Source organism: Rhabdochromatium marinum, assembly GCF_016583795.1.
GTDB lineage: Bacteria > Pseudomonadota > Gammaproteobacteria > Chromatiales > Chromatiaceae > Rhabdochromatium > Rhabdochromatium marinum.
The window spans coordinates 11903-35740 of record NZ_NRRS01000035.1 but is presented as its reverse complement, the minus strand read 5'-3'; the positions used below and the strand labels follow the sequence as shown (position 1 = coordinate 35740).

Below are 23838 nucleotides of genomic sequence, written 5' to 3'. Positions count from 1 at the left end.
GAAAGCCATGCGAAAAAATCGCCGGGGTCCGAAAAAACCGCTGACCAAACGCACTCGATACAAAGATAAGCCGCATGTCTCGACCGCCAAGCTTCTGGCCGCTGGTTAGCCCACCTTAAAAGGGCTGGTTCCAATGGAGGAATCCGTGGGGGTTCGAGTCCCCCCTCGCGCACCATCAGAATCAATCATTGCCAAGATTTTCAACCAAGCAGAAAGCTTGGTAATGCGGCAATCCTGGTTTTGGCTTTTATCCCCTGATGACCTTTAACGAGGCTGGCGGATTGATGATGTGCAGCGCATGATCGCAATACAGAGCCGTCAGATTCGGTGCCGATGAAAGGACTAACTGAGTAAGCTGACTCCTCCCACACGTCAGCTTCACCAAGCCCGGCATCGGCGAGAGGTTCAGTTCGGTGAACTGGTTATTGCAACAATACAGCTCAGTCAGCCCTGGTATCGGCGGAAGTTCCAGCGGTACAGCCATAGACCAATCACCGATCAAGGCCAGTTTCCTGACCGAAACCCCTTCCCGCCACCTTGGCGGAATCACCCCGAATTGCTTGATATCCCACACAAGACTGTGGATGGCACCTGCGACAATTTCAAAACCAATGGGCTCTCGATGCCCAAAGCAATCGGGCTCCTTCTGGCTACGGGCAAGGTGGTATGTGAATACCTCCGGCTCCATGCCATAGTGATCGGCCCAGTCCAGGAGTTGCCGATAATCCGGTTCACGCAGTATGTGATCACCGAGACGGAAGCATGCCAACCCATGCGCTTTTACTTGTTTCACTGCCACCATACCCGACTGTAGTGACAACTCTAAGGTGGCGATATCTGTACTGAGCCAAGGGATTAAGGGGACTGATTGCTCTGCTCCATGTGCAGTATCGCGATGGCTATCACTTTAGTGTTAATCGTCACTTGAGCATAGTGCAGCGCAAATAGTACGGCAAGTAATTTTTTGTGGATAAAGTCTCAAAACTGCAGCATGACTGTGGTCCCTAGCGACGCTCTCCTGGTAGCAGCAGTCGGATTTTTCAGCATGGACATTGATCCTGTTCAGCCTTTCCGGGTAGGGTTATAGTGCTGAGGCTAATGAGCGAGGGCTGTTGGAAAACACCGGAGCTTATATGTCATTCATCATTTGGCTTATCATCGCATTGGCAGCCTTTTCTTGTCTCGACCTCTTTTCCACACATTGGCAGGAAGGAGCCTTTTGTCCCATTGTTTTTGGAATTGCTGTTTTCGTGCTTCTTTTTAAGCTTGCCCAACGAGCCGGATCCATCTCATACGGTGGTTTTGATGATGGAGGCGATGGCGGTGGGGACGGCGGAGATTGAACAGGGGCAGCTAAAGACAACCTGGCATTTGTTTCAAATCAACGGCTATCTGCACTAACGCCATACAGGTTCTCACAATTGGCGTTTACCTGACTTATCAGCCCGGGAACGTGGATTAAAAAATGATTGGACACTTAAAATTCAGAACTCAGCTTCTTTCAGGCAATGGTCTGATTTTAGCCCTCATGATTGGCATTTCAATCGTGGTCTACACCAGCATTCATTCATTGCTGCAGAATTTTCAATGGGTCAACCATACTTACGAAACCCTCGCCGAAGCCTCCAGCATCGAAGAGGCTGCCGTCGATATGGAAACGGGTATGCGCGGCTATCTGCTTGCCGGCAAGGAGGAGTTTCTAGCCCCCTACAAGAGCGGCAAACAGGCTTTTGATGCTTTGATTGACAAGCTATCAAAGACCGTCGATGACAACCCTGCCCAGGTGCAATTGCTAGCCGAGACTCAGGAAACCATTGATCAGTGGCAAGTCAATGTCACCGAACCGGCCATTGCGCTGCGACGGGAAATCGGCAATGCGAAGACCATGAACGACATGGCCAAGCTGGTTCGGGAAGCCCGGGGTAAGCAATACTTTGATCAGTTTCGCGAGCAGATAGCCACCTTTATCGAACGCGAACAGCAGTTGATGCAACAACGCCAGGCCAAGGCAAGAATAGCGACCACTATTGAAGATCTCAGGCAATTAGCGGGCTGGGTGGATCACACCTATGAGGTGATTGCGAGTGCGCGGGCAATCCTTGGCGCCGCCGTTGACATGGAAACCGGAATGCGCGGTTATCTTCTCGCGGGCAAGGAGGACTTTCTCCAACCCTATACGGACGGCAAGGCCAATTTTTATGCGTTAGTCGCTGCCTTGTCGAAAACCGTGGATGACAATCCCGCCCAGGTTGCGCTGTTGGAAGAGATCAAGACCACCATAACTGACTGGATCAACAATGTTGTTGAAGTCCAGATTGCGCTGCGTCGCGACATTGGTAATGCCAAGACCATGGATGACATGGCCAGGTTGGTTGGAGAGGAAAAAGGCAAGGTATTCTTCGACAAATTCCGTGAACAAATTCAGACCTTCAAGGCAAGGGAAGAGGCCTTGATGGACACGCGGATGGCCAATCTTAAGACCACATCGGCGTGGGCGATCAATGTCGCCATCTACGGAACTTTGTTGGCGGTCATCACCGGCCTTGCCATTGCCGTCCTGCTGACGCGGAATATCATGAAGCAACTCGGTGGAGAGCCGGCGGTGATCGCCGGGGTCACGCGTGAGGTTGCCCAAGGCAATCTGGATATCAAGTTCGATCAAACGAACCTGCGCGGCGTTTACAAGGATATGTTTGCCATGGTCGAGCGCCTCCGGCAAATCGTGGGCGAGGTTCGCGTGGGTGCGGAAAATCTCTCCTCGGCGTCGAACCAAGTCAGCTCGACGGCGCAGTCACTGAGTCAGGGCGCGACCGAGCAAGCGGCCAGTGTGGAGGAGACCACGGCGAGCATCGAGCAGCTCAATTCATCGGTGCAGCAAAACACCGAGAACGCTCGCGTGACCAATGACATCGCCAAGAGTTCGGCGGATGAGGCACGGCGCGGCGGCGAAGCCGTCAAGCGCACGGTCAATGCCATGAAAGAAATCGCCAGCAAGATCGGCATGATCGAAGAGATTGCCTACAAAACCAATCTGCTGGCGCTTAACGCCGCCATTGAGGCTGCTCGCGCCGGCGAGCATGGCAAAGGCTTCACCGTGGTGGCTGCCGAGGTGCGCAAGCTGGCCGAGAACAGCGGAGTTACTGCTCAGCAGATCAACCAACTTGCCACCGGCAGCGTCGGTATTGCCGAAGAGGCCGGGAAGTTGCTTGATCAGATGGTGCCTAACATCGTCAAGACGGCGGATCTCATTGAAGAGATCACCGCAGCTTCCGGAGAACAGGCCTCGGGTATCGGGCAGATCAACGATGCCATGAGCCAGCTCGATAAAACCACCCAACAGAATGCCTCTTCATCTGAGCAACTTGCGGCAACGTCTGAGGAGTTGAGCGGTCAGGCCAGCCAGCTGCAGGAGACCATGTCCTTCTTCCGCATCGGCGCTGGGAATCAGCCCCGCAGCGCGGTGCACACGCCCAAAACCCACAGCAGCCAATCGAGTGGCAACGCCAACATCAGCGAAAATTTTGCCGGATCCACAGTGGATTCCGACGACTTCGAGCGTTTCTGAACGCAGCCATAGTCCCACAAATGCTTTACTTCAGTAGCCCACACTCAACAAACACGCGTTTTTCGCAGACTGAACAGAGGTCGTGATCCAGTTTGTGGTAAATGGCGCGAACGCCGGCTTCTTTTGTCTGGAACACATTGCGAACCTCAATGGTATCCAGGAAGCCGGCGGAGTCCAGAGTCTCCCAGAGTCCATGTTTGACATTGATCAGGTACAGGCCGCCTCCGTCTGCGCGTCGCCTGACGGCTTCATCCAGCAGTGTCTGTGCGCCTTGGAGATCAACAAAGTTGATGCCATCGGCCATGATGGCCAGATGCTTTTGGCTGGAGAAGCGCGCCCGCAGCACATCAAAGGCGCGCTCGACATGCGCAACCGAGCCAAAAAACAGGGAACCGTCAATGCGTATGTAGCGCACCTGCGGGCACTGTTGCACATCAGTCGCATCGGAGAAGGCGCGTTTCGGCAGCCGTGGATCCGGTGCCAGGGTAACGATACGCGGTTTTGAGGTGCGCTCCAGATAGAGCACCAGGGACAGCAGCACGCCGGCAAAGATCGCGAATTCAAGCTCCAGAAACAGCGCCGAGAAAAAGGTCACCGCCAAGACAGCCGCTTCACGCCGCGAGGCATGCAGAATATGGCGAATTTCCTTACGGTCGATCAGCCCCCAGGCCACCAGGAAGAGCACCCCAGCCATCGCCGCCTTGGGTAGATAACTGGCCAGCGGAGCCACCAGCAGCACAATCACCATCAGCAGCAGCGCGGCAAAGATGGACGCCAGCGGGGTGCGCGCCCCGGCTTCGAAATTCACCCCACTGCGGTTAAACGAACCCGTCGCTACATAGCCGGAGAAAAAGGCACCAGCGATATTGGACAATCCCTGCCCAATGAATTCCTGATTGCCGTCGATGCGATAGCCCCCACGCACGGCCAATGAGCGACCAATGGAGACCGCCTCCGTCAGCGCAAACAGCGTCACAGCCAGCGCCGTAGGAGCCAGCTCCTTGATATGGTCCAGCGCGAAACTGGGCGCCGACAGCGGCGGCAGACTCGCCGGCAAGGCGCCCACAGTGACGATCCCCGTGTAATCAGACCCCAGCAACTGATCGAAGAGCACCGCCGCCACACTTCCGCATAGCATCGCAGCGATCATGTAAGGGAAGCGCGGCATCCACACGCGCACCGCGATCCCAACCGCGAGCGTGATAGCGCCCACCAGGGTTGCAAAGGGGTTAACCTCCACCGCATGGCGACCAAACTCGATCAGGATGTCATGGAAATGACCGCCGCTGTCCATTTCGATGCCGAAAAAATGCTTTAACTGCTTGGCGGCGATCAAAAAAGCCGCACCGGCGGTAAAACCCACCACCACCGAGTGCGAAATAAAATTCACCAGCGCTCCCAGGCGGGCAAAGCCGAGGGCCAGTTCGATCACACCAACCATGAAGGTGAGGGTTAAGGCCAGTGCGACATAGTCCGGTGTGCCGGGAGTCGCCATCAGTGACAACGCGGAAAACAGCACCACCGAAGCCGCCGTGGTCGGCCCCGACACCAGATGGCGCGAAGAGCCAAACAAAGCCGCGATGATGGCTGGCACCATCCCGGCATAGAGTCCGTATTCCGGCGGCATCCCAGCAATGGTGGCAAAGGCCACGCCTTGCGGCAACACGATAATGGCTCCGGTGAGCGCGGCAAGCAAATCTGCGCGCAAATCCTGCGCAGTGACCTGCGGCAACCAGCGAACGAAGGGCCAAAATAGGGACCAATGGGCGTTTATTGCGAAGCTCGGCATTACTGTTGCTCAGTCTGAAGAATGGCAAGCCGGCCATTCTATGGCATCCGCCGCAGGGATGACAGCCAATGCAATCATCTCAGCCGCGCCATCAACGGCACTCGTCCGCCGCTGCGTCCCCAGATCCGCTGCTGAGCTCAGCAACCTTGAGCTGATCATCCTCCAGCTCAAGCGTGCGCAGCACCTGCTCAATGGGCCGGATCGGCCCGGCCATGCCCGCTAGGTAATAACAGGCTGCCCGAGGCTCGGGCAGGTCAGCCTGAATGCGCGCCAGCACCCCGGTGGGGTCCGCATCCGTGAGCAAGGTGAAGGCAAAGTTGTCGAGCGCATCCTGTAAGGCGCGACACCAGCTAGTCAGCCAGTCTTCACTGGCGGGCTTATACCAGTACAGATGCAAACTGGCGACACTGTCGATAGACACCGCATGCTCAATCAGGCTTTTAATGGGGGCAATGCCGTCACCGCAGGCAATAAAGACCGCCGGCGCCGCATGGCCTTCCCGCAGCACGAAGTCGCCATACGGCCCCTTGACCAGCACCGCATCGCGGATCTGCGCATGCTGCCACAGGGTGTCGCTGAAAGCGTCCTGGCGGTGGCGGACATAGAAATGCAGGGTGCGGCCGTTGCAGGGACAGCTGGCGATGGGACACTCGGCCTCGGCAGCGTTATTGAGCCGCAGGCGCACCGACTGCCCGGCAATGAAGCGCAAAGTCTGGGTGCGCGGCAGTTGCACCTGCACCAGCATTAGATCATCGGTCTGGCGTTCGAGTTTGCGGATACGGGCACGAATCTCCTGATGTGGCAGGTCAGCGGTGGAGTGGGCCTCAGCAGCCTCCAGCACCAAATCCGTAACCGCCGTGTTGCTGCACGCCAACATATAGCCCATCTGTCGTTCGCGGGCGCTGAGCACATAGTCGTGATCCCGCACCTTCCACACCTCACCGGAAATCACTCGCGCCTTGCAGGCACCGCACTGGCCGTTCGAGCAACCGTAATTCATGCGTAAACCCGCCCGCACGGCAGCATTCAGAATCGGCTCCGACCCCTCGACGAAAAACTCATGCCCACTCGGGATAACTTTGACGCTGGCGGCGATCAGGCGCAGGAAATTGTCTTTCGCCAACAATTGCCGACGAGCCTCGGCTTCCGGCTGCTCAGCGATGGCGGCACATTCGGCATCAAGCCAGCCAAGCAGACGCTCGCGGGTCGCGCGCTCCGGGATGGTCTGGGTCAGCTGCACGCGCAACTGGTCAAGCAGTCCTTGCAGGGCATTGGCGCGATTGACTTGCTCCGCCAGTGCATCACTCAGCGCATGCAGGCGCGACAGCAGCACCTCGGGGCTGGGCAGGGGATGATCGGGATCGCGGTCGCGCGGCACGGCGTTGGCCTTGATCCGCTCAACCTGTTTCAGCAGCCCGCTGTGTTCCAGGCTGACACTGGGATACAGCCGCAGCAGATCCGAGACCCGAACCTGCCCCTCGAAGGTTTCAATCTCACCGTGGCGAATGCGCTTTTGCAAAGTGCCACGGCTGACCCCGGTCAGGCGCGCGGCGCGAGAGAGGCTAAGCAGGTCGGTCATGCGCAAAACTCCCTATGCGGGTGAAGGGGCCAAAACATCGAGCGGTTTGTCATTGTGGCGCCCTTGGCGTTGTCGTGCCAAGGCCCAGTGGATATGCTCGCGAATCAGGGGATCGGGGTGATCCTGGCGCGCTGCCAGCGCTTGGAGCACCGACTGAGTCGGCGCCGCATTGCCCAACGCAATGGCGATGTTGCGCAGCCAGCGCTGATACCCGATACGGCGAATAGCGCTGCCCTGGGTGCGGGCGAGGAATTCCGCTTCCTCCCAGGCGAAGAGTTCGATCAGACTGGCGGTATCCAACCCCTGGCGCGGTTGGAAATCGGGTTCCGGACTGAGTTGCGCAAAGCGGTTCCAGGGGCACACCCGTTGACAGTCATCACACCCATAGATGCGATTGCCGATCAGAGGGCGCAGTGGCAGCGGGATGGCACCGGCCAGCTCGATGGTCAGATAGGAGATGCACAGGCGCGCGTCCAGTTCATAGGGCTTGACGATGGCACGGGTGGGACACACATCCAGGCACGCCTGACAGGTTCCGCAATGGCTGGATTGCGGCGCATCGAGCGGCAAGGGCAAATCGACATAGAGTTCGCCCAAAAAGAACCAGGAGCCGGCATGCGGGTGAATGAGATTGGTATGCTTGCCGATCCAGCCCAGCCCGGCGGCCTGTGCCAGCGGTTTTTCCATCACCGGGGCGGAGTCAACCCAGGGGCGCCATTGATAGGGCCCAATGTCAGCCTCAATGCGCAGGGCGAGTTGTTTCAGGCGCGCGCGTAGCACCTTGTGATAATCACGCCCCAGGGCATAGCGCGAAATGAAGGCCTGGATGGGATGATCGCAAGCAGCGGAAATGGCGGCGCCGGGTTCCGGCAGATAGTCCATGCGCGCGCAGATAACCCGCTGGGTGCCGGGCAACAGCTCGCTCGGGCGGCTGCGCTTGGAACCATGCCGGGCCATGTAGTGCATCTGACCATGCCAGCCGCGCTGCAACCAGCCATCCAGATAGCGCCCGGCCGGCTCCAGGTCACAGCCGGCGATGCCGATTTGCTGAAAGCCGAGTTCACGGCCCCAGCGTTTAATTTGTGTGGCGAGTGCTGCGGGTGTCATAACCGATCACGGCTGTGGGGTGAGCTTTGCAGGTGCCGGGAAGGGGGATCATACTAATCTAAGGCGGATTGGTTAAGAGGAGACGTACTCAATGGGGGAATGGGCCATGGGGGAGCAGCTGCCCTATGCACTTTACCGGGCCTCACAGGTGCGGGCACTGGATACGTGCGCCATTGAGCACTTTGGTATTCCAGGTACAACCCTGATGGAGCGAGCCGGCGCGGCCCTGTGGCAGTGGCTGGCGCGCGCTTGGCCGCAGGCACAGCGCCTGATGGTCCTGGCCGGCCCCGGCAACAATGGTGGTGATGGCTATGTGCTGGCGCGCTTGGCGCAACAAGCTGGACGGCAGGTGCAGCTGATCTCCGTGGGGGATTACAGCCGCCTGCGTGGCGCAGCGGCAACGGCTGCCGCAGCCTATGCCGAGACGGGTGCTAAAGTCCACGCTTGGCCCGACTGGAACGACACTGTGGACCTGATTGTCGATGCCCTGCTCGGCACCGGGCTAACCCGCCCGGTCAGTGGCGACCTGGCAGCGGCGATTGCGCGCGCCAATGCGAACCACGCACCGGTATTGGCCGTGGATATCCCCTCGGGTCTGAGTGCTGACACCGGCTGCGTGCTGGGCGACGCCATCCGTGCCGAGGCCACGCTGAGCTTCATCGGGCTCAAACAGGGACTCTTTACCGGTCAGGGGCCGGATTGCACCGGCCGCATCGCCTTTGATGCCCTGGAGGTGCCGGCCGCCGTCTATGCCAGCCAACGCCCGTCCGCACGGCGCACCGCTTGGCTCAAAGAACGGACGCGCATACCGCCACGGCCGCGCACCGCCCACAAGGGACACTGCGGTCATCTGCTAGTGATTGGCGGTGCACCCGGCCTGAGTGGTGCCACCCACCTATGCGGCGAGGCGGCGCTGCGCACCGGTGCCGGACTGGTCAGCATTGCCACCCATCCCCAGCACGCCGCCTGGCTGAATCTGACCCGCCCGGAACTCATGGTTACCGGGGTGGCAGACATCCCGCCGGCGGTCACTGCGCAGACTGCGGCACCAGCCGAGCCACTGGCCACGCTGCTGGCGCGCAGCGACGTGCTGGCGCTGGGGCCAGGTCTGGGGCGTGACGCCTGGGGGCGCGCCCTGTTTGACGTGGTCATGCACCAACCGGATAGCCGCGCACGCCCCCTAGTGGTGGATGCTGATGCGCTGAATCTGCTGGCCGAGCAGCCACAGCATCGCGACCACTGGGTGCTGACACCGCACCCTGGCGAAGCGGCACGCCTGCTCGGCTGTAACACAGCAGACATCGCCGCAGATCGTTTCGCCGCCGTCACTGAGTTGCAGCGCTGCTACGGCGGTGTGGTGGTCTTAAAAGGGGCTGGCACCCTGATCGCCGCTGGCGGGCTGCAAGCGCCAGCCTTGTGCAGCCAGGGCAATCCCGGCATGGCCAGCGGCGGCATGGGGGATGTGTTGACTGGAATCATTGCCGCCCTGCTGGCACAAGGTCTGGACGCTGAACAGGCCGCCAGCGCCGGTGTCTGCCTGCATGCGGCGGCGGCGGATCAGGCCGCAGCGGCGGGCGAACGCGGGTTGCTGGCCTCGGATGTAATTGAGCAGCTACGCGCGCAATGGCAGCCAACGACGGCGTGCGGTTTGGCATCTCAGACTGTTGTTTAACCCAACAAACCTGACCCAACACGAAAAGACTGGCGACTAGTGTGAAGACTGGCGTGGATTCGATCTACATTCCCGATGAAGAACAGATGCTGCGCGCGGGGCAAATACTCGCGCCACAGCTCACTCCCTGGCTCCAGGCCGAGCCCCCAACCGCCACCCCGCCGGGTGCCCTGGTGTTTTTGCATGGTGATCTCGGCGCCGGCAAGACCACCCTGGTACGCGGTCTGCTGCGCGCCTATGGCGTCAGCGGCGCGGTACGCAGTCCCACCTATACCCTGATCGAACCCTATGAGGTTGCCGTCGGTCCAAGTCAGCGACGCCTGTATCACCTGGATCTCTATCGGCTGGCCGATCCTGAGGAACTTGAATATCTCGGCTGGCAGGAATTGCTCGCGGATGGAGGGCTGCTACTCATCGAATGGCCCGAGCGCGGTGCCGGGTGGTTGCCCGCGCCCGATTTGCGCCTCAGCATCACTATGCAGCCTCCGGGACGGACGCTCAAGCTCAGCGGTCATGGCGCCTGGCAGGCAGTCGCCCTCAAGACTTTATTCGAATTAGAGAAACCCTCGGCAAATGTAAGAAAATTAGACAATTTTCAAGTCTATTGCTAAGCTTCTAAATACAAGTATCCAAATGTTTGCGATCTTGGAACCAGGAGCTTCCTGCGGGGGGCACATGAAAGATATCCGCTATTTCGCCGTCTTACTGACTGTTCTGCTGCCACTGATTATGGTTGCGGGCACAGCTAACGCTCGGGTCGAAATTCTGGGGGCGCGCCTGTCAAGTCAGGGAAAGATGACGCGGCTGGTGCTGGATACCTCAGGCCCCGTGGTTGAACATAACATTTTCTCGCTCGATTCTCCGGATCGCTTGGTAGTTGACCTGATGGGGGCCGGCTTCGCCGGTTCGCTGCGCCAGCCGGAGGCGGACAACCCACTGCTGGCGCGCATTCGCAGTGGTGAACGCCCGGGCGAACGCGCCCGGATTGTGCTGGACCTTAAGCACAAGGTGCGCGTCAAAAGCTTTTGCCTCCAGCCCGACGGCCGCCATGGCCATCGGCTGGTCGTCGATTTAACCCCCAAGTCGGATCAGGAAGTTCGCCAGGAAGCCATGCAAACGGCTTCGCGTAACCTGGGCGGACATCCGTCAGTGCGCCAGCGTACAATGCAGCAGGACGAACGCGATGTCATCGTCGCCATTGACGCCGGTCATGGCGGCAAAGACCCAGGCGCCATTGGTGCGCGCGGCACCCGCGAAAAGGATGTCACCCTGGCGATGGCGCACAATCTTGCCCATCTGGTCAATCGCGAGCCGGGCATGCGCGCAGTGATGATTCGGAAGCGGGATGAATTTGTCATTTTGCGCGAGCGCATCCGCATTGCCCGCGAACACCGCGCCGATCTGTTCGTCTCCATCCATGCCGACGCCTTTCGCGACCGCAGCGTGCGCGGCTCCTCGGTCTTTACCCTGTCCGAGCGCGGCGCGACCAGTGAGGCGGCGAAATGGCTGGCCGCGCGCGAGAACGAAGTCGATCTGCTGGCTGGCATTGATCTCGGCAAGAGCAACGAAGAAGTCGCTGGCGTCTTGATGAACATGACCCAGAATATGACCATGGAGCACAGCGTACTGGCGGCCAAGCCGGTGTTGGACGAACTGGGACACCTGGGCAAAATGCATCAGAGTCGCATACAATCGGCCGGTTTCGCGGTACTGAAAGCGCCGGACATTCCCTCCATGCTGGTCGAAACCGCCTTTATCTCCAACCCGGACGAAGAAAAGCGCCTGCGCGATCCGATTTTTCAGCAGCAGGTGGCCAGCGCCATCCTCAAGGGCATTAAACACTATTTCAACGCCCATCCACCGCCGCAAACGCTCTTTGCGATGAAAAACAGTCGTCGGGTCGGCACCATCCGCCATGTCATCGAGCGCGGCGACACCCTGCTCGATATTGCCCGGGATTATCAAGTGAGCCTGCCCTCGCTGCGCTCGCTGAATCAGCTCAAGGGCGATCGCATTCGCGTGGGCGAGGTACTGAACATTCCCGAGAGCTGAGTGAGCGGATGACACAGATTCGACTCCTCCCACCGCAGCTCATTCATCAGATCGCCGCCGGCGAGGTGATCGAGCGCCCGGCCTCCATCGTGAAGGAACTGGTGGAAAACAGCCTGGATGCCGGGGCGAATCAAATCGAGGTCCGCCTGGAGCGCGGCGGCCTGAAGCGCATTCTGGTGCGCGATGATGGCTGCGGCATCGCGGCTGAGGAGCTGCCACTGGCGGTGTCGCCGCACGCCACCAGCAAGATCGCCTCACTGGCCGATCTGGAATCGGTCGCCACCCTGGGGTTTCGCGGCGAGGCATTGCCAAGCATGGCCTCGGTGGCGCATCTGCGCATCGTGTCGCGGCCAGCGGATTGCGCGCATGGCTTTGCCCTCACAGCCGATGGGAGCGACACGACCCCGCCGGTGCAACCGGCTCCCCATGGACCGGGCACCAGTGTCGAAGTGCAGGATCTGTTCTTCAACACCCCGGCGCGCCGCAAATTTCTGCGCACCGAGAAAACCGAACTGGGTCACATCGAACAACTCATCCGCCGACTGGCGCTGGCACACGCCAGGGTTGGCTTTCAGCTGGAACACAATGGCCGCTCGGTACTGGATCTGCGCGCGAGCGCCACCACCGACGGCGGCTTACCGCAGCGACTGGAAAAAACCCTGGGCACCGAGTTCCTCAATGCGGCACTCCAACTCGATGAACAAGCAGTGGGACTGCGGCTGTTCGGCTGGGTAGCGCAGCCGGCGTTCAGTCGTGCGCAAGGGGATCGGCAGTTTTTCTTCGTCAACGGTCGCATGATTCGCGACAAGCTGGTCACTCATGCGGTGCGCCAAGCCTATCAGGATGTGCTGCATCACAGCCGTCATCCGGCCTATGTGCTTTTTCTGGAACTGGATCCGCGTCAGGTCGATGTTAATGTACACCCAGCCAAGCATGAGGTGCGCTTTCGCGAGTCGCGCCAAGTGCATGATTTTATTTTTCGCGCCCTAAACCGTCGGCTGGCCGGTGGTGTCATGGCCACACCACCTCCGGACTCCAAACCTCTGGAATCCACACCTCCTGAGCCAACACCACCCACCCAACGCCCGACGGCCTCCTCGACCAACACACAGCAGTCGTTGCCATTACGCGAATCACCCGGCACTTACGCCGCTCACTTTGCATGGCAGCAGCCCTGGTCAATGGCCGAGCAAGCACTGGCTGAACGTACCGAGGCCGGGCCGATCAATCCGTCCCCGTCAGCCGGTGGCGACGAGACGGCTGCCATCCCGACTGCCGAGGCGGCCGGGGACGCCCCAGCCGAAATCCCGCCCCTGGGCTTTGCCCTGGCCCAGCTCAATGGCACCTTCGTGCTGGCCCAGGCCGCCGATGGGCTAATCATCGTGGATATGCACGCCGCCCATGAGCGCGTGTGTTACGAACGCCTGAAAGCCGCTTGGCAAAGCGATGGTCAGGTGCGTCGCCAGCCGTTGCTGATCCCGGTAGCCGTGCGTCTGAGTCGCGCCGAGGCGGATCGGCTGGACGCACACCAACTAGACTTGCAAGCGCTGGGAGTGGTGGTCAGCCGCCTGGGGGAGGAACAGGTGGCCGTGCGGGAAATTCCTGCCATGCTCCAGGGGGCAGATGCTGAACAACTGTTGCGTGATCTGCTCTCCGACCTGAACGAGCACGGTCAGAGCGCGCGCATTCAGCATCAGGCCAATCACTTGCTGGCTACCATGGCCTGTCATGGCTCGGTGCGCGCCAACCGGCGCTTGACGGTGACGGAGATGAATGCGCTGCTGCGCGCCATGGAGGCCACCGAGCGGGCAGATCAATGCAACCACGGACGCCCGACCTGGGTTAAACTCTCCGACCAAGAGCTGGACCGGCTGTTTCTGCGCGGGCGATGACACAGCCAAACACCTTCGCAGCTACAACGCCACCTCAGCGCCACTGGCCGCCAGCCATCTTCCTGATGGGACCCACCGCCGCCGGCAAAACGGCACTGGCCCTGGAACTGGCGGCGCACCTGGACACCGAGATTATCAGCGTCGATTCGGCGCTGGTGTATCGCGGTCTGGATATCGGCACAGCCAAACCAACGGCTGAAACGCTGGCTCGGGTGCCCCATCGGCTGATCGACATCCTTGATCCGGCGGAGTCCTACTCGGCGGCGCAGTTTCGCACCGATGCGCTGGCAGCCATGCAGGAGATTAGCGCCGCCGGCCGAATACCGCTGCTGGTGGGTGGTACCATGCTCTACTTTCGCGCCCTGACGCGCGGACTAGCGCCTTTGCCAGCAGCCGACCCGGAGCTGCGCCACGATCTGGCGCGCCAGAATGAGCGCCTGGGATCGGCGCGCCTGCATCGCTGGCTGGCAGTGCTGGACCCGGCTGGCGCAGCACGCATTCACCCCAATGACCCGCAGCGCATTCAGCGCGCGCTGGAGGTCTATCTGACCACCGGGCAAACGCTGAGCGAGCATTGGGCGGAGGCAGCTGCCCAGGCGCTGCCCTATCGGGTGGTGAAGCTGGTGCGGGCCGATCCCGCAGCCGGGGAACGCCAGGCGTTGCGCGAACGCATTGCTCAGCGTTTTGATGCCATGCTGGCGGCGGGTTTTGTGCGCGAGGTCACAGATTTGCGCGCCCGTGGCGACTTACAGGCCGATTTGCCCTCAATGCGCGCCGTTGGCTATCGGCAGCTATGGCACTACCTCGATGGCGACTATGATTTCAACCACATGCGCGCTCTGGCCATCACCGCGACACGCCAGCTCGCGAAGCGGCAAATGACTTGGCTGCGTTCGGAACGCGACGCCCTGTGGCTGCCGCAGGGGCCAGAGTTGCTGGAACGGGCGCTTTTGCTTGTCCGCACCACGGCGGCTCTGTGATAACGTAGGCCGTTTATTGACTTCCAATGCGTGCATTGCATAACAACAAGAGAACTTCAACCATGTCAAAGGGACATAGCCTGCAGGATCCATTTTTAAACGTGCTACGCAAGGAGCGCGTGCCAGTATCGATCTTTCTGGTCAACGGCATCAAACTGCAAGGCCAGATCGAATCCTTCGATCAGTTTGTCGTATTGCTGAAAAACAATGTCAGCCAGATGATTTACAAGCACGCGATTTCCACCGTGGTGCCAGCGCGCAACGTCAAACTGCCCTACCCGGACGATGAGGACGCACCGCTGAACGATCAGGACGCCGATTAAGATTGGCGGTGGCCGGTCTGAACTGCAATGTTTGAGCGACCCGACGCGGGTGAGCGTGCGCTGCTGGTGCAAATGGCCATTGGCGGACGGCTGGATAGCGAAGCGCGCACCGAGTTTCAACAACTCGTCGAGGCTGCGGGCGCGTTGGAGGTCGGCCTGGTCTCCGGCACGCGCGACGCCCCTGATCCGCGCCTTTTCATCGGCAAGGGCAAGGCGGTCGAGCTCAAGGAACAGGTCGCGGCCAGCAATGCCGAGCTGGTAATTTTTGACCATGCACTCAGCCCGGCGCAGGAGCGCAACCTTGAGCAGCAGCTCGCCTGCCGGGTGGTGGATCGCAACGGCCTGATTCTGGATATTTTCGCCCGCCGGGCGCGCTCCTTTGAGGGGCAATTGCAGGTTGAGCTGGCACAGTTGCGCCACCTATCGACCCGCCTAGTGCGTGGCTGGACCCATCTGGAGCGCCAAAAGGGCGGCATTGGCCTGCGTGGTCCCGGCGAAACTCAGCTGGAAACCGACCGGCGCCTGCTTGGCAAACGCATTGTGACGCTCAACAAGCGTCTGGAGCGCATCGAAACCCAGCGCGCGCAGGGCCGCCAGGCACGGGATCGGGCTGAAATCGCCACTGTGTCCCTGGTCGGTTACACCAATGCCGGCAAATCGACCCTCTTTAACCGCCTGACGGCGGCCGGTGTCTTTCAAGCTGATCAACTGTTTGCCACCCTGGATCCGACGCTGCGACGCCTGGAATTGCCCCAAGCACCAGCGGTGGTGCTGGCCGATACCGTCGGTTTCGTCAGCCAGCTTCCGCATGAACTGGTCGCGGCCTTCCGTGCTACCCTGCAAGAAACGCGCTCGGCGGCGCTGTTGCTGCATGTGATCGACGCGGCCTCCAGCGAACGCGAACGCCACGAGCGGGATGTCAAGCAGGTGCTGGCCGAGATCGGTGTGGAAGAGATGCCATGTCTGCGGGTAATGAACAAGATCGACCAGCTGGATGACTCGACTCCACGGGTGGATCGCGATGCGAGCGGACAGATCACCACGGTCTGGCTGTCGGCGCATAACGGCGCAGGAATGGAGGGGCTGATTGATGCCTTGGCGGAGCGTTTTCGCGGCGGCATCGAAAACTGCCAGCTGGAACTCAGCCCCGCTGAGGGCGCACTGCGCGCCTGGCTCTACCGCCATGCGAAAATTCTCGACGAGCAGGCCCGGGACGCTGGCGGCTGGCGCATGGAGGTGCTGATCGATCCTGAACGCCTGCGCCGCGAACTCAAGCGCCGGGGTCGCACGCTGCCCGCGACGCTGGCTGCAACAGCCACTGCGGATGAGGATTGAGCCTATCCATTGTTCCCCAGGTCAGGAATACCTAAAATGCGCTCAGGGTGATCGCGCCGCTTGGCTTGAGATACTGGCCCGGCGCCGGCAGTTTGCAAGGGCAGGATGATCATAACCGAATTTCTCAGGAATCCAGCCGCTCGGCACGGATTCCGCAACTTGTATCCCAGATGGAGACACTATGGCCTGGAATGAGCCGGGAGGCGGAGGCAAAGACCCTTGGGGATCCCAGCAAGGGAACCAGGGTGAGCCGCCCGATCTCGATGAGATCGTGCGCAACTTACAAAACAAAGTCACAGAGCTTTTTGGTGGCGACCCCGGCCGCACGGGTTCCGGAGGCGGATCATCCGGCGGCCCGGCGCGTACCTGGGCCACGGGCATCATCATCGGCGTGCTGCTGGTGCTGTGGCTGGCAACCGGCATCTATATTGTCGATCCAGCCGAGCGTGGTGTGGTGTTGCGCTTTGGTGTCTATGTCAGGGTAACGCAGCCAGGACCGCACTGGCATTGGCCTTGGCCGATCGAGCAGCGCGAAATTGTCAATGTCGATGAAATTTCATCCTTCAGCCACAAGGCCGCCATGCTGACGCAGGATGAAAACATCGTCGATGTCGAGCTGACCGTACAGTCGCGCATCGGCGATGCCGCCAATTATCTGTTCCAGGACAAAAGCCCCGAGAAAACACTGCGCGATGCTACCGAGACGGTGGTGCGCAAGACCATTGGCGGCAGCCAGCTCGACTTTATCCTGACCGAGGGCCGCAGCGCTGTGGCAGCAACCATCCGCGAGCGGGTGCAGGCGCTGATGAAGGAGTACAAGACCGGCCTTCTGGTCACCTCGGTCAACATGCAGCCGGCCAAGCCGCCGGAGCAGGTTAAGGAGGCCTTCGATGATGCCATCAAGGCCCGCGAGGATAAGGAACGTTCCGAGAACGAGGCCGAGGCCTACTCCAACCAGATTTTGCCGCAGGCCCGCGGTGAAGCGGCGCGGATTATCGCCGATGCCAAGGCCTATCGCGATCAGGTGATTGCCGAGGCCGAGGGTGAAAGCTCACGCTTCCTTGCCGTACTGGGCGAGTATCACAAGGCTCCCGAGGTCACCCGCGAGCGCCTGTATCTCAGCGCCATGGAAGAGGTCATTGGTGACAGTCACAAGGTTTTGGTCGATGTCCCGGAAAGCAGTAACCTGATGTATCTGCCGCTTGACCAACTGATGAAGAACACCGCTGCAAGCCGTGCGCAAGCGACGGACAGTCGCCCATCAAGCACACAGCAAAGTCACAGCAGCACGCGCACTCAAAGACCGACGCGCGACGTGAACCGGGCAAGGAGGACACGCTGATGTCGGAACGCTTAAAACTCCTGCCATTGATCGCCGCGCTGGTGCTCGGCATTCTGGCGTACGCCTCGGCCTATATCGTCTATCAATGGGAAATTGCCATTAAGCTGCGTTTGGGCGAAATTGTCGGGCATGAGTATCAGCCTGGCCTGCACTGGAAGGTGCCGGTGCTGAACAATGTCATCAAGTTTGATGCGCGCATCCGCACGCTCGATTCACAGCCCGAGCGCTTTTTAACCATCGAGAAAAAGGACGTTATCGTTGATTCCTACGCCAAGTGGCGTATCAATAACGCGGCGAAATTTTTCCGCTCCACCGGTGGCGACAGCGCCCGCGCTGCACGCCTGCTCTCGGAGCGAATCAATACCAGCCTGCGCGATGAGTTTGGCCGGCGCACCATTCAGGAAGTGGTTTCCGAGGATCGCCTGGAGCTGATGCAGGTGCTGACCAGCACCATCGATACCCAGGCAGAGGAGTTGGGCGTCGAAGTGGTGGATGTGCGGGTTAAGAAAATCGATCTGCCGCCTGAGGTCAGCGACTCGGTTTACAACCGCATGCGAGCCGAACGCGAACGGGTGGCCAGCGACCTGCGCGCCAAGGGTCTGGAAGCGGCTGAGCGTATTCGTGCCGATGCTGATCGCCAGCGCACGGTGATTCTGGCCGATGCCTACAAGGAAGCTGAAGAAACCCGTGGTCAGGGCGATGCCAAGGCAGCGGGCATCTATGCCAAGGCCTTTGAGCAGGATCCGGAGTTCTACTCCTTCTATCGCAGTCTGGATGCCTATCGCGAGGCCTTACTGGGCAAGGACACCACCCTGGTGCTGGCTCCGGACTCCGAGTTCTTCCGCTACTTCAACAGCCAACAGGGTATGCCGGAGGGCTCAGCGTCTGAGGACGACGCCCTGCTGCGCGTGCGCTAAAAGGCCCCTGGGGCGGTGCGCTGCACAACATCGGCAGCGCACCGCCAGTGGCCAGTACCAGCGCCAGCACTATCGCTCCCCATCAAAATCACTTCAGCCGATCCAGCCGCAACCGTTCGCGCTCATCGAACAGGCGCCGCGAGCCAATCCAGACCGCGCTCAGACTGCCCAACCCGGTGCCAGAGGCGATCAAAAACATAATCAGCAACTGATACTTGGCTGCCTCCAGCGGCGGACTGCCAGCTAGAATCTGCCCGGTCATCATCCCTGGCAAGCTGACCAGACCGGCAGTAGACATGGCGTTTACGATGGGGATCAGCCCGGAACGCAGCGCATCGCGGCGAATCTCGCCAATGGCTTCATCCCAGCGCGCCCCCAGCAACAACTGAGCTTCGATCATGGCACGGGCATCACTAGCCTGGCGGGTGAGATTGTCCAGCGCCACCGCCACCCCGGTCATGGTATTGCCCAGCAGCATGCCAAGCAGCGGAATCAAATACTGCGGCTGATACCAGGGGTCGACGCGAATAATGACCGTCAGCGCCAGCACGGTGATGCTGAAGGACGACAGAAACATCGACACCGCGCCAATCCCATAGCTCCACAACCCACGATAGCGCCGTTTCTGGCGCGCCCGCACCTCCCAGCCGGCCACGGACAGCATCAGCAGCGCCAGCAGGCCGATCAAACGCAAATCAGTGGTGGCAAAGAGCGACCCCAGCACCAACCCAACCACTATCAGTTGCACGCTGCTGCGCACGGCCGCCAGCAGCAGGCGCCGCTCGATGCCCAGATGCAGCCGCCAAGAGAGGGCGGCCAGCAACAGCACCAGCAGCGCCGCCAGGGTCAGATCCCAGGGGGTCAGTACAATCAACTGCATGGTTCAGCCACCAGAGCACGCTCGCAAATCAGCAGCGCGCGCGCCTGGTGCTGGGCAACCAGACGCTGGCGCTGGGCATCATCATGACTGACCCAGAGCACGGCGGCCTGATGCTGCTGGCGATAGTCAAGAATCACCTGCTCGACACGCGCGCGGTTGCTGGAATCGAGATTGGCGGTTGGCTCATCGAGCAGAAGCACCTCCGGCTGTCGTGCCAGCAGGCGCGCCAGGGCCAGACGCTGGCGCTCACCCGTTGACAGGCGCGCCACCGACCAGTCAAGCACTTCAAGCCCGAAGCCAAGAGCCGACAAGCGCTCCGCATGGAGATCTGCATGAAGCGCCGCTGGAAAGTGATCGCCCACAGTTGCTCCCCACCAGCCGGATTCCGCCATCAGCAACCCAACACGACGGCGCCATTCGGCCGGCGCCATTGCGGATGCTGCGCGTTCCCCAAGCCACACCTGTCCCTGGTGCGGATCCAGATCGGCGATAGCACGCAACAACACACTTTTGCCAGCTCCAGAGGGGCCAGACAACAGCAGCAGCTCACCAGCGTCAATGTCCAGATCGACCGCCGCCAATCCATGCCGAGGCCGCAGAGCGCGCAGTGCCAGACGAGCCATACTAATGTCCGGTGTCGGCCCCGGTGTCTTGAGTTCCGCTCTCCCAGGTTTCCAACAGATGCTCGAAGTCAGCGGGAGCAAGGGCGGGGGCATACAGATAGCCCTGGCATTCATCGCAGCCTGCCGCGAGCAGAAACTCGCGCTGACTGGCGTTCTCCACACCTTCGGCGATGACCCGCAGCTTGAGCGAATGGGCCAGGTTAATCACGGCGGTGGCAATGGCAGCATCGCTTTCATCCTCCGGAATATCGCGCACAAAGGATTGGTCGATTTTGAGCCGATGAATGGGAAACCGCTTGAGATAGCCAAGACTGGAGTAACCGGTACCAAAATCGTCGATAGCGAGTTGAATGCCCAGCTCGTCCAGAGCCTTGAGTCTGAGCAGTGTATCGTCGGCATGCTGGATCAGGATCGACTCGGTGAGTTCAAGCTCAATCTGCTCCGGCGGCAATGTGCTGTTTTTGAGGATGTCGATTAAGGACTCGACGAAGCCGGCCTGGCGGAACTGCAACGCCGACACATTGATGGCCATGGTGAGATTGAAACCGCGTGCGTTCCATTGCTCACCCTGCCGAATGGCCTCGTGCAGCACCCAGGCCCCGAGCGGGATGATCAAGCCGGTTTCCTCGGCAATCGGAATGAACTGCCCCGGCGACACCACGCCCATCACCGGATCGGTCCAGCGCAACAATGCCTCGGCGCCAATGACCTGACCGGTGTGCAAGTCAATCTGCGGCTGATAGGCCAGGTGAATCCGCTGCTGACCGAGCGCCTCGCGCAGCGCATGCTCAATCTTCACCCGGGTGAGCAAATCGAGGTTCATCTGCCGCTGGTAGAAGCCGAAATCCCCGCGCCCACGCTCTTTGACGTGGTACATGGCACTGTCGGCATTCTTAATCAGATCATCCAGGGTTTCGCCATCCTCGGGGTAGATTGCCAGACCAATGCTGCACCCCAGGGAGAAATCCATGCCATTGATCTCGAACGGCCGGGACATCACCTCAAGCAACCGTCGCGCGGTGCACTCGGCACCATAGCCGTCAGTTCGATGCAACAGCAGCACGAACTCATCGCCACCAAGGCGCGCAGTGGTATCCACTTGGCGCAAGCACCCAGTGATCCGCTGCGCGACCTCAATGAGCACCTGATCGCCAAACAGATGCCCGAGCGAATCGTTAATCTGCTTAAAGCGATCCAGATCAATGAAGACCACCGCAAAGTGCGAGTCCTCTCGGCGTGCAACGTTAATAGCAAACTCGATTCGTTCATTCAGACGCGCGCGGTTGGGCAAGCCAGTGAGCACATCATTGTAGGCCAGTTGTTCAATGCGCTGGCGCGCAGCGACCGCTTCGGACAGATCTTTGGCAAAGCTGACGTAATTCGCCGGCTGGCCATGGGCGTCCGGCACCCGGACGACGGACACCAGACAGGGAATGCTATGCCCTCCCTTGCACTGCTGCACATGTTCACCCTGCCAGTACCCCTCTTGAGCGAGCGCGCGGGAGACGGCCGCACCGGAATCCCGATCGTGCCACAGCGGCAGGATGTCGTTGAGCGGCTGCCCGATCAGCTCCTTGGTGGAAAAACCGCTGGACTGAGTACAGACCGGGTTCACAGCCTCAATCATCAAGTCAGGATCGGTGATCAGAATGGCATCCAAACTGGCATCGAACACCCGCGAGGCCAGCTTCAGACGCTTTTCGTCCACCAGCCGCTGGGTGATATCGCGAAAGGAATACACCCGACCAATCGGGTTGCCGCGTGCGAATTGCGGCAAGGTCACGCGCTCCAACACACGGTCCTGCGACAGCGCAATAATCTCCGTCGCCTCAAGCAATGGATCCTCGTTGATGGTCAGGATGCGCGCGCGATAGGCCTCGGACTCCTGCACCATGTGCGCCATCCAGTCGTAGATGCCAGCATCGTTACGCTCGGTCAACAAGGCATCGGGCAGGCGCCACAACTCGGCAAAGCGCTGGTTAAAGCTGCGGATACCGCCCTGAAGGTCGGTCACCAGTATGCCGTCGGCGGTGGATTCGAGCGTGGCACGCAACTCCGCGACCAGCTTTTCGAGTTCGGTCTCAACCGCCTGGCGCTCGCTCTGATCGGTCATGGCGACCAAATAGTGCATCGCCTGCTGACAGCATCGCACCGAACTCACGCGCCTCATCACCGTCACCACAGCGCCATCCGGTCGCCGCACCAAGGTCTCCGAAAACAGCGTCGGGGACTGACCGGCGGTGATGCCCTCCCAGAAAAACACATCCTCGGGCGTTGCCACCAGCTCGATGATCGGCCGCCCGATGAGCTGCTGGCTGTCGATTGCGAACAAGCGCGCGGCAGCGCCATTGGCAGCGACCACCCGCCGCTCAAGCGGACTGACCACCAAAACAGCCTCGATCAGATCAGCGATCATCTGTTGCCAAATGGCAACACAATCAATCGAACTGGAGTGATTCTGCGACGAACTCGCAGCAGAGGCGGTGGACTCCATCATGCGCCCGGGGCTCCTGGCGCTGGCGGCCGCGCGCGCTCAAAAAAGTAGCACATACGCTGACGCGGGGAGAGATAATCAAACACATTTCGAGGCAACTGCACCGGTTTGATGCTATTCCGGATGCCCAACTCGGGCTGGTCCTCAAGATCAACCGCTAGTGCCGATTCAGATGGCACTCGGGGCTCGTAAATAATGACCCTCGGCTTCAGCGGCTGGGCGGCATTTACCGACACCACCAGTGCGTAGCGGTCGTCGGTCAGCTGGACAACGGAGCCGGGTGGATACACACCCATCATGCGCACAAAAACACTCAGAATCTCGGCATCAAACTTCTCGCGCGACTGCGCGAACATCAACGACAGTGCCCGGTGTGGCGTGATCGCGGCGACCGGATTGGGGGGGTTACACAAAGTATCATAATGATTCACCAGACTGATGATCCGCGCGCTTGGCGCCAGAGCCTCGCCTTGCAAATGTTTGGGGTAACCACTCCCATCCATGTATTCGTGATGCTGGGCAATCATTACACACGCTTCGCCCTCAAGCTGCATCCGCGCAGCCAGGTCGACGCCGAATTCGACGTGCTGCCGCAGCAGATTGCGCTCGACGGACGTCAGGTGCTCATCGCGCCAGCGAATGCGCGCCGGCAGTTGCATCTTGCCAATATCGTGCAACAGCGCCCCCGTCCCCAGTCGCTTGAGCGCCTCGGCATCAAGACCAAGCCGCTGGCCAAGCAGCAGGGAGATGATCATGACATTCACAGCATGCAGAGATGAACTCTCGCCAGCATTTTCCGACAGCAGGCGAATCATCGATTCCCCTTGCACCAGCAGATTGTCCACCAATCCGCCAATCATTTCCTCGGTTTGCGCACGCGCGGCCTGAGGATGGGTGTCGACCTGTTTGAGAATATCCCGATAGGCACGCGAGGCTTGATTGAATTCCCGATCACAGTGCGCCAAGCTAGCGCGTTGGGCAAGCAGCAACTCCTGCTCCGGATCCGGCGCCTGCTGAGTCGAGATATCGGGCGCCTCTTGTTCTTCTGATTCAAGCGGATCACTGCGCTCCGGCGACCAGCGCAGGCGCTTCAGACCCAGCCCTTGGATGGTCTCGATTTGACTTTTTGAGGTGATTTTGAAGTTATTCAATGCGAAAGGATGCCCCATCCATCCCAAATCGAGATAGATGTACATACCGATGCGCACTTGATCAACTTCTATAAATGTTGACTGTTGTTCGCTCACGACCCAGGATGATTTATGTGACGGTCAGGAAAACCTGCAAC

Annotated in this window: 19 protein-coding genes; 11 read left to right on the top strand and 8 right to left on the bottom strand. The window is 60.1% G+C overall.

Annotation, left to right across the window (positions count from 1 at the left end):
* Positions 1–247 precede the first annotated feature (247 nt).
* On the bottom strand, positions 248–793 hold the full coding sequence (locus tag CKO36_RS11275) for a hypothetical protein (RefSeq protein ID WP_200284162.1): 546 nt from the start codon (positions 791–793) through the stop codon (positions 248–250).
* 340 nt (positions 794–1133) lie between these two features.
* On the opposite strand from CKO36_RS11275, the gene CKO36_RS11270 reads away from it, so the two are divergent.
* Complete coding sequence (locus CKO36_RS11270; protein ID WP_200284161.1) at positions 1134–1343, top strand: hypothetical protein; 210 nt, start codon at positions 1134–1136, stop codon at positions 1341–1343.
* Between the two features lie 185 nt (positions 1344–1528).
* Positions 1529–3565, top strand: a complete 2037-nt coding sequence (locus CKO36_RS11265; RefSeq protein WP_242469544.1) for a CHASE3 domain-containing protein — start codon at positions 1529–1531, stop codon at positions 3563–3565.
* A gap of 25 nt (positions 3566–3590) precedes the next feature.
* Here CKO36_RS11265 and CKO36_RS11260 read toward each other — a convergent pair whose 3' ends face one another.
* The 3 genes from CKO36_RS11260 to queG all read right to left on the bottom strand — a co-directional run bounded on the left by CKO36_RS11260 (position 3591) and on the right by queG (position 8040).
* Positions 3591–5354, bottom strand: a complete 1764-nt coding sequence (locus CKO36_RS11260) for a SulP family inorganic anion transporter (RefSeq protein WP_200284159.1) — start codon at positions 5352–5354, stop codon at positions 3591–3593.
* 91 nt (positions 5355–5445) lie between these two features.
* The gene (locus tag CKO36_RS11255; RefSeq protein WP_200284158.1) at positions 5446–6933 is read right to left on the bottom strand and encodes a 2Fe-2S iron-sulfur cluster-binding protein; all 1488 of its coding nucleotides are present in this window, start codon (positions 6931–6933) and stop codon (positions 5446–5448) included.
* Positions 6934–6945: 12 nt separating this feature from the next.
* On the bottom strand, positions 6946–8040 hold the full coding sequence (gene queG, locus CKO36_RS11250; RefSeq protein WP_200284157.1) for a tRNA epoxyqueuosine(34) reductase QueG: 1095 nt from the start codon (positions 8038–8040) through the stop codon (positions 6946–6948).
* Between the two features lie 91 nt (positions 8041–8131).
* On the opposite strand from queG, the gene CKO36_RS11245 reads away from it, so the two are divergent.
* From CKO36_RS11245 to hflC, 9 genes are all read left to right on the top strand, one after another.
* Entirely contained in the window at positions 8132–9712 is a 1581-nt protein-coding gene (locus tag CKO36_RS11245) for an NAD(P)H-hydrate dehydratase (protein WP_242469543.1), read from the top strand.
* 53 nt (positions 9713–9765) lie between these two features.
* A complete protein-coding gene (gene tsaE / locus CKO36_RS11240; RefSeq protein WP_338053462.1) occupies positions 9766–10323 on the top strand; it encodes a tRNA (adenosine(37)-N6)-threonylcarbamoyltransferase complex ATPase subunit type 1 TsaE in 558 nt (185 codons plus the stop codon).
* A 64-nt stretch (positions 10324–10387) separates the two neighbouring features.
* Complete coding sequence (locus CKO36_RS11235) at positions 10388–11764, top strand: N-acetylmuramoyl-L-alanine amidase (protein ID WP_200284156.1); 1377 nt, start codon at positions 10388–10390, stop codon at positions 11762–11764.
* Positions 11765–11772: 8 nt separating this feature from the next.
* A complete protein-coding gene (mutL, locus tag CKO36_RS11230) occupies positions 11773–13656 on the top strand; it encodes a DNA mismatch repair endonuclease MutL (RefSeq protein ID WP_200284155.1) in 1884 nt (627 codons plus the stop codon).
* On the top strand, positions 13653–14636 hold the full coding sequence (gene miaA, locus CKO36_RS11225; protein ID WP_200284154.1) for a tRNA (adenosine(37)-N6)-dimethylallyltransferase MiaA: 984 nt from the start codon (positions 13653–13655) through the stop codon (positions 14634–14636). Before mutL ends, miaA begins: the two co-directional genes overlap by 4 nt.
* Positions 14637–14698: 62 nt before the next feature.
* Entirely contained in the window at positions 14699–14959 is a 261-nt protein-coding gene (gene hfq, locus CKO36_RS11220; protein ID WP_200284153.1) for an RNA chaperone Hfq, read from the top strand.
* A gap of 27 nt (positions 14960–14986) precedes the next feature.
* Positions 14987–16294: a ribosome rescue GTPase HflX gene (hflX, locus tag CKO36_RS11215; RefSeq protein WP_200284152.1), complete on the top strand. Its 1308-nt coding sequence runs from the start codon at positions 14987–14989 to the stop codon at positions 16292–16294.
* 181 nt (positions 16295–16475) lie between these two features.
* Positions 16476–17636 (top strand): FtsH protease activity modulator HflK, encoded by a 1161-nt coding sequence (gene hflK, locus CKO36_RS11210; RefSeq protein ID WP_200284151.1) that lies wholly within the window; start codon positions 16476–16478, stop codon positions 17634–17636.
* On the top strand, positions 17636–18553 hold the full coding sequence (hflC, locus tag CKO36_RS11205; RefSeq protein ID WP_200284150.1) for a protease modulator HflC: 918 nt from the start codon (positions 17636–17638) through the stop codon (positions 18551–18553). Before hflK ends, hflC begins: the two co-directional genes overlap by 1 nt.
* Positions 18554–18641: 88 nt before the next feature.
* On the opposite strand, the gene CKO36_RS11200 is transcribed toward hflC, so the two are convergent.
* Genes CKO36_RS11200 through CKO36_RS11185 form a run of 4 tightly spaced genes read right to left on the bottom strand, consistent with a single transcriptional unit; the run spans position 18642 to position 23797 of the window.
* Positions 18642–19433 (bottom strand): ABC transporter permease, encoded by a 792-nt coding sequence (locus tag CKO36_RS11200; RefSeq protein WP_200284149.1) that lies wholly within the window; start codon positions 19431–19433, stop codon positions 18642–18644.
* The gene (locus CKO36_RS11195; RefSeq protein WP_200284148.1) at positions 19424–20056 is read right to left on the bottom strand and encodes an ABC transporter ATP-binding protein; all 633 of its coding nucleotides are present in this window, start codon (positions 20054–20056) and stop codon (positions 19424–19426) included. Before CKO36_RS11195 ends, CKO36_RS11200 begins: the two co-directional genes overlap by 10 nt.
* Position 20057: 1 nt before the next feature.
* Positions 20058–22553, bottom strand: coding sequence for a sensor domain-containing protein (locus CKO36_RS11190; RefSeq protein ID WP_200284147.1), 2496 nt, complete (start codon positions 22551–22553; stop codon positions 20058–20060).
* Positions 22550–23797, bottom strand: a complete 1248-nt coding sequence (locus CKO36_RS11185; protein WP_200284146.1) for an HD domain-containing phosphohydrolase — start codon at positions 23795–23797, stop codon at positions 22550–22552. The genes CKO36_RS11190 and CKO36_RS11185 overlap by 4 nt, the downstream gene beginning before the upstream one ends.
* Positions 23798–23838 lie beyond the last annotated feature (41 nt).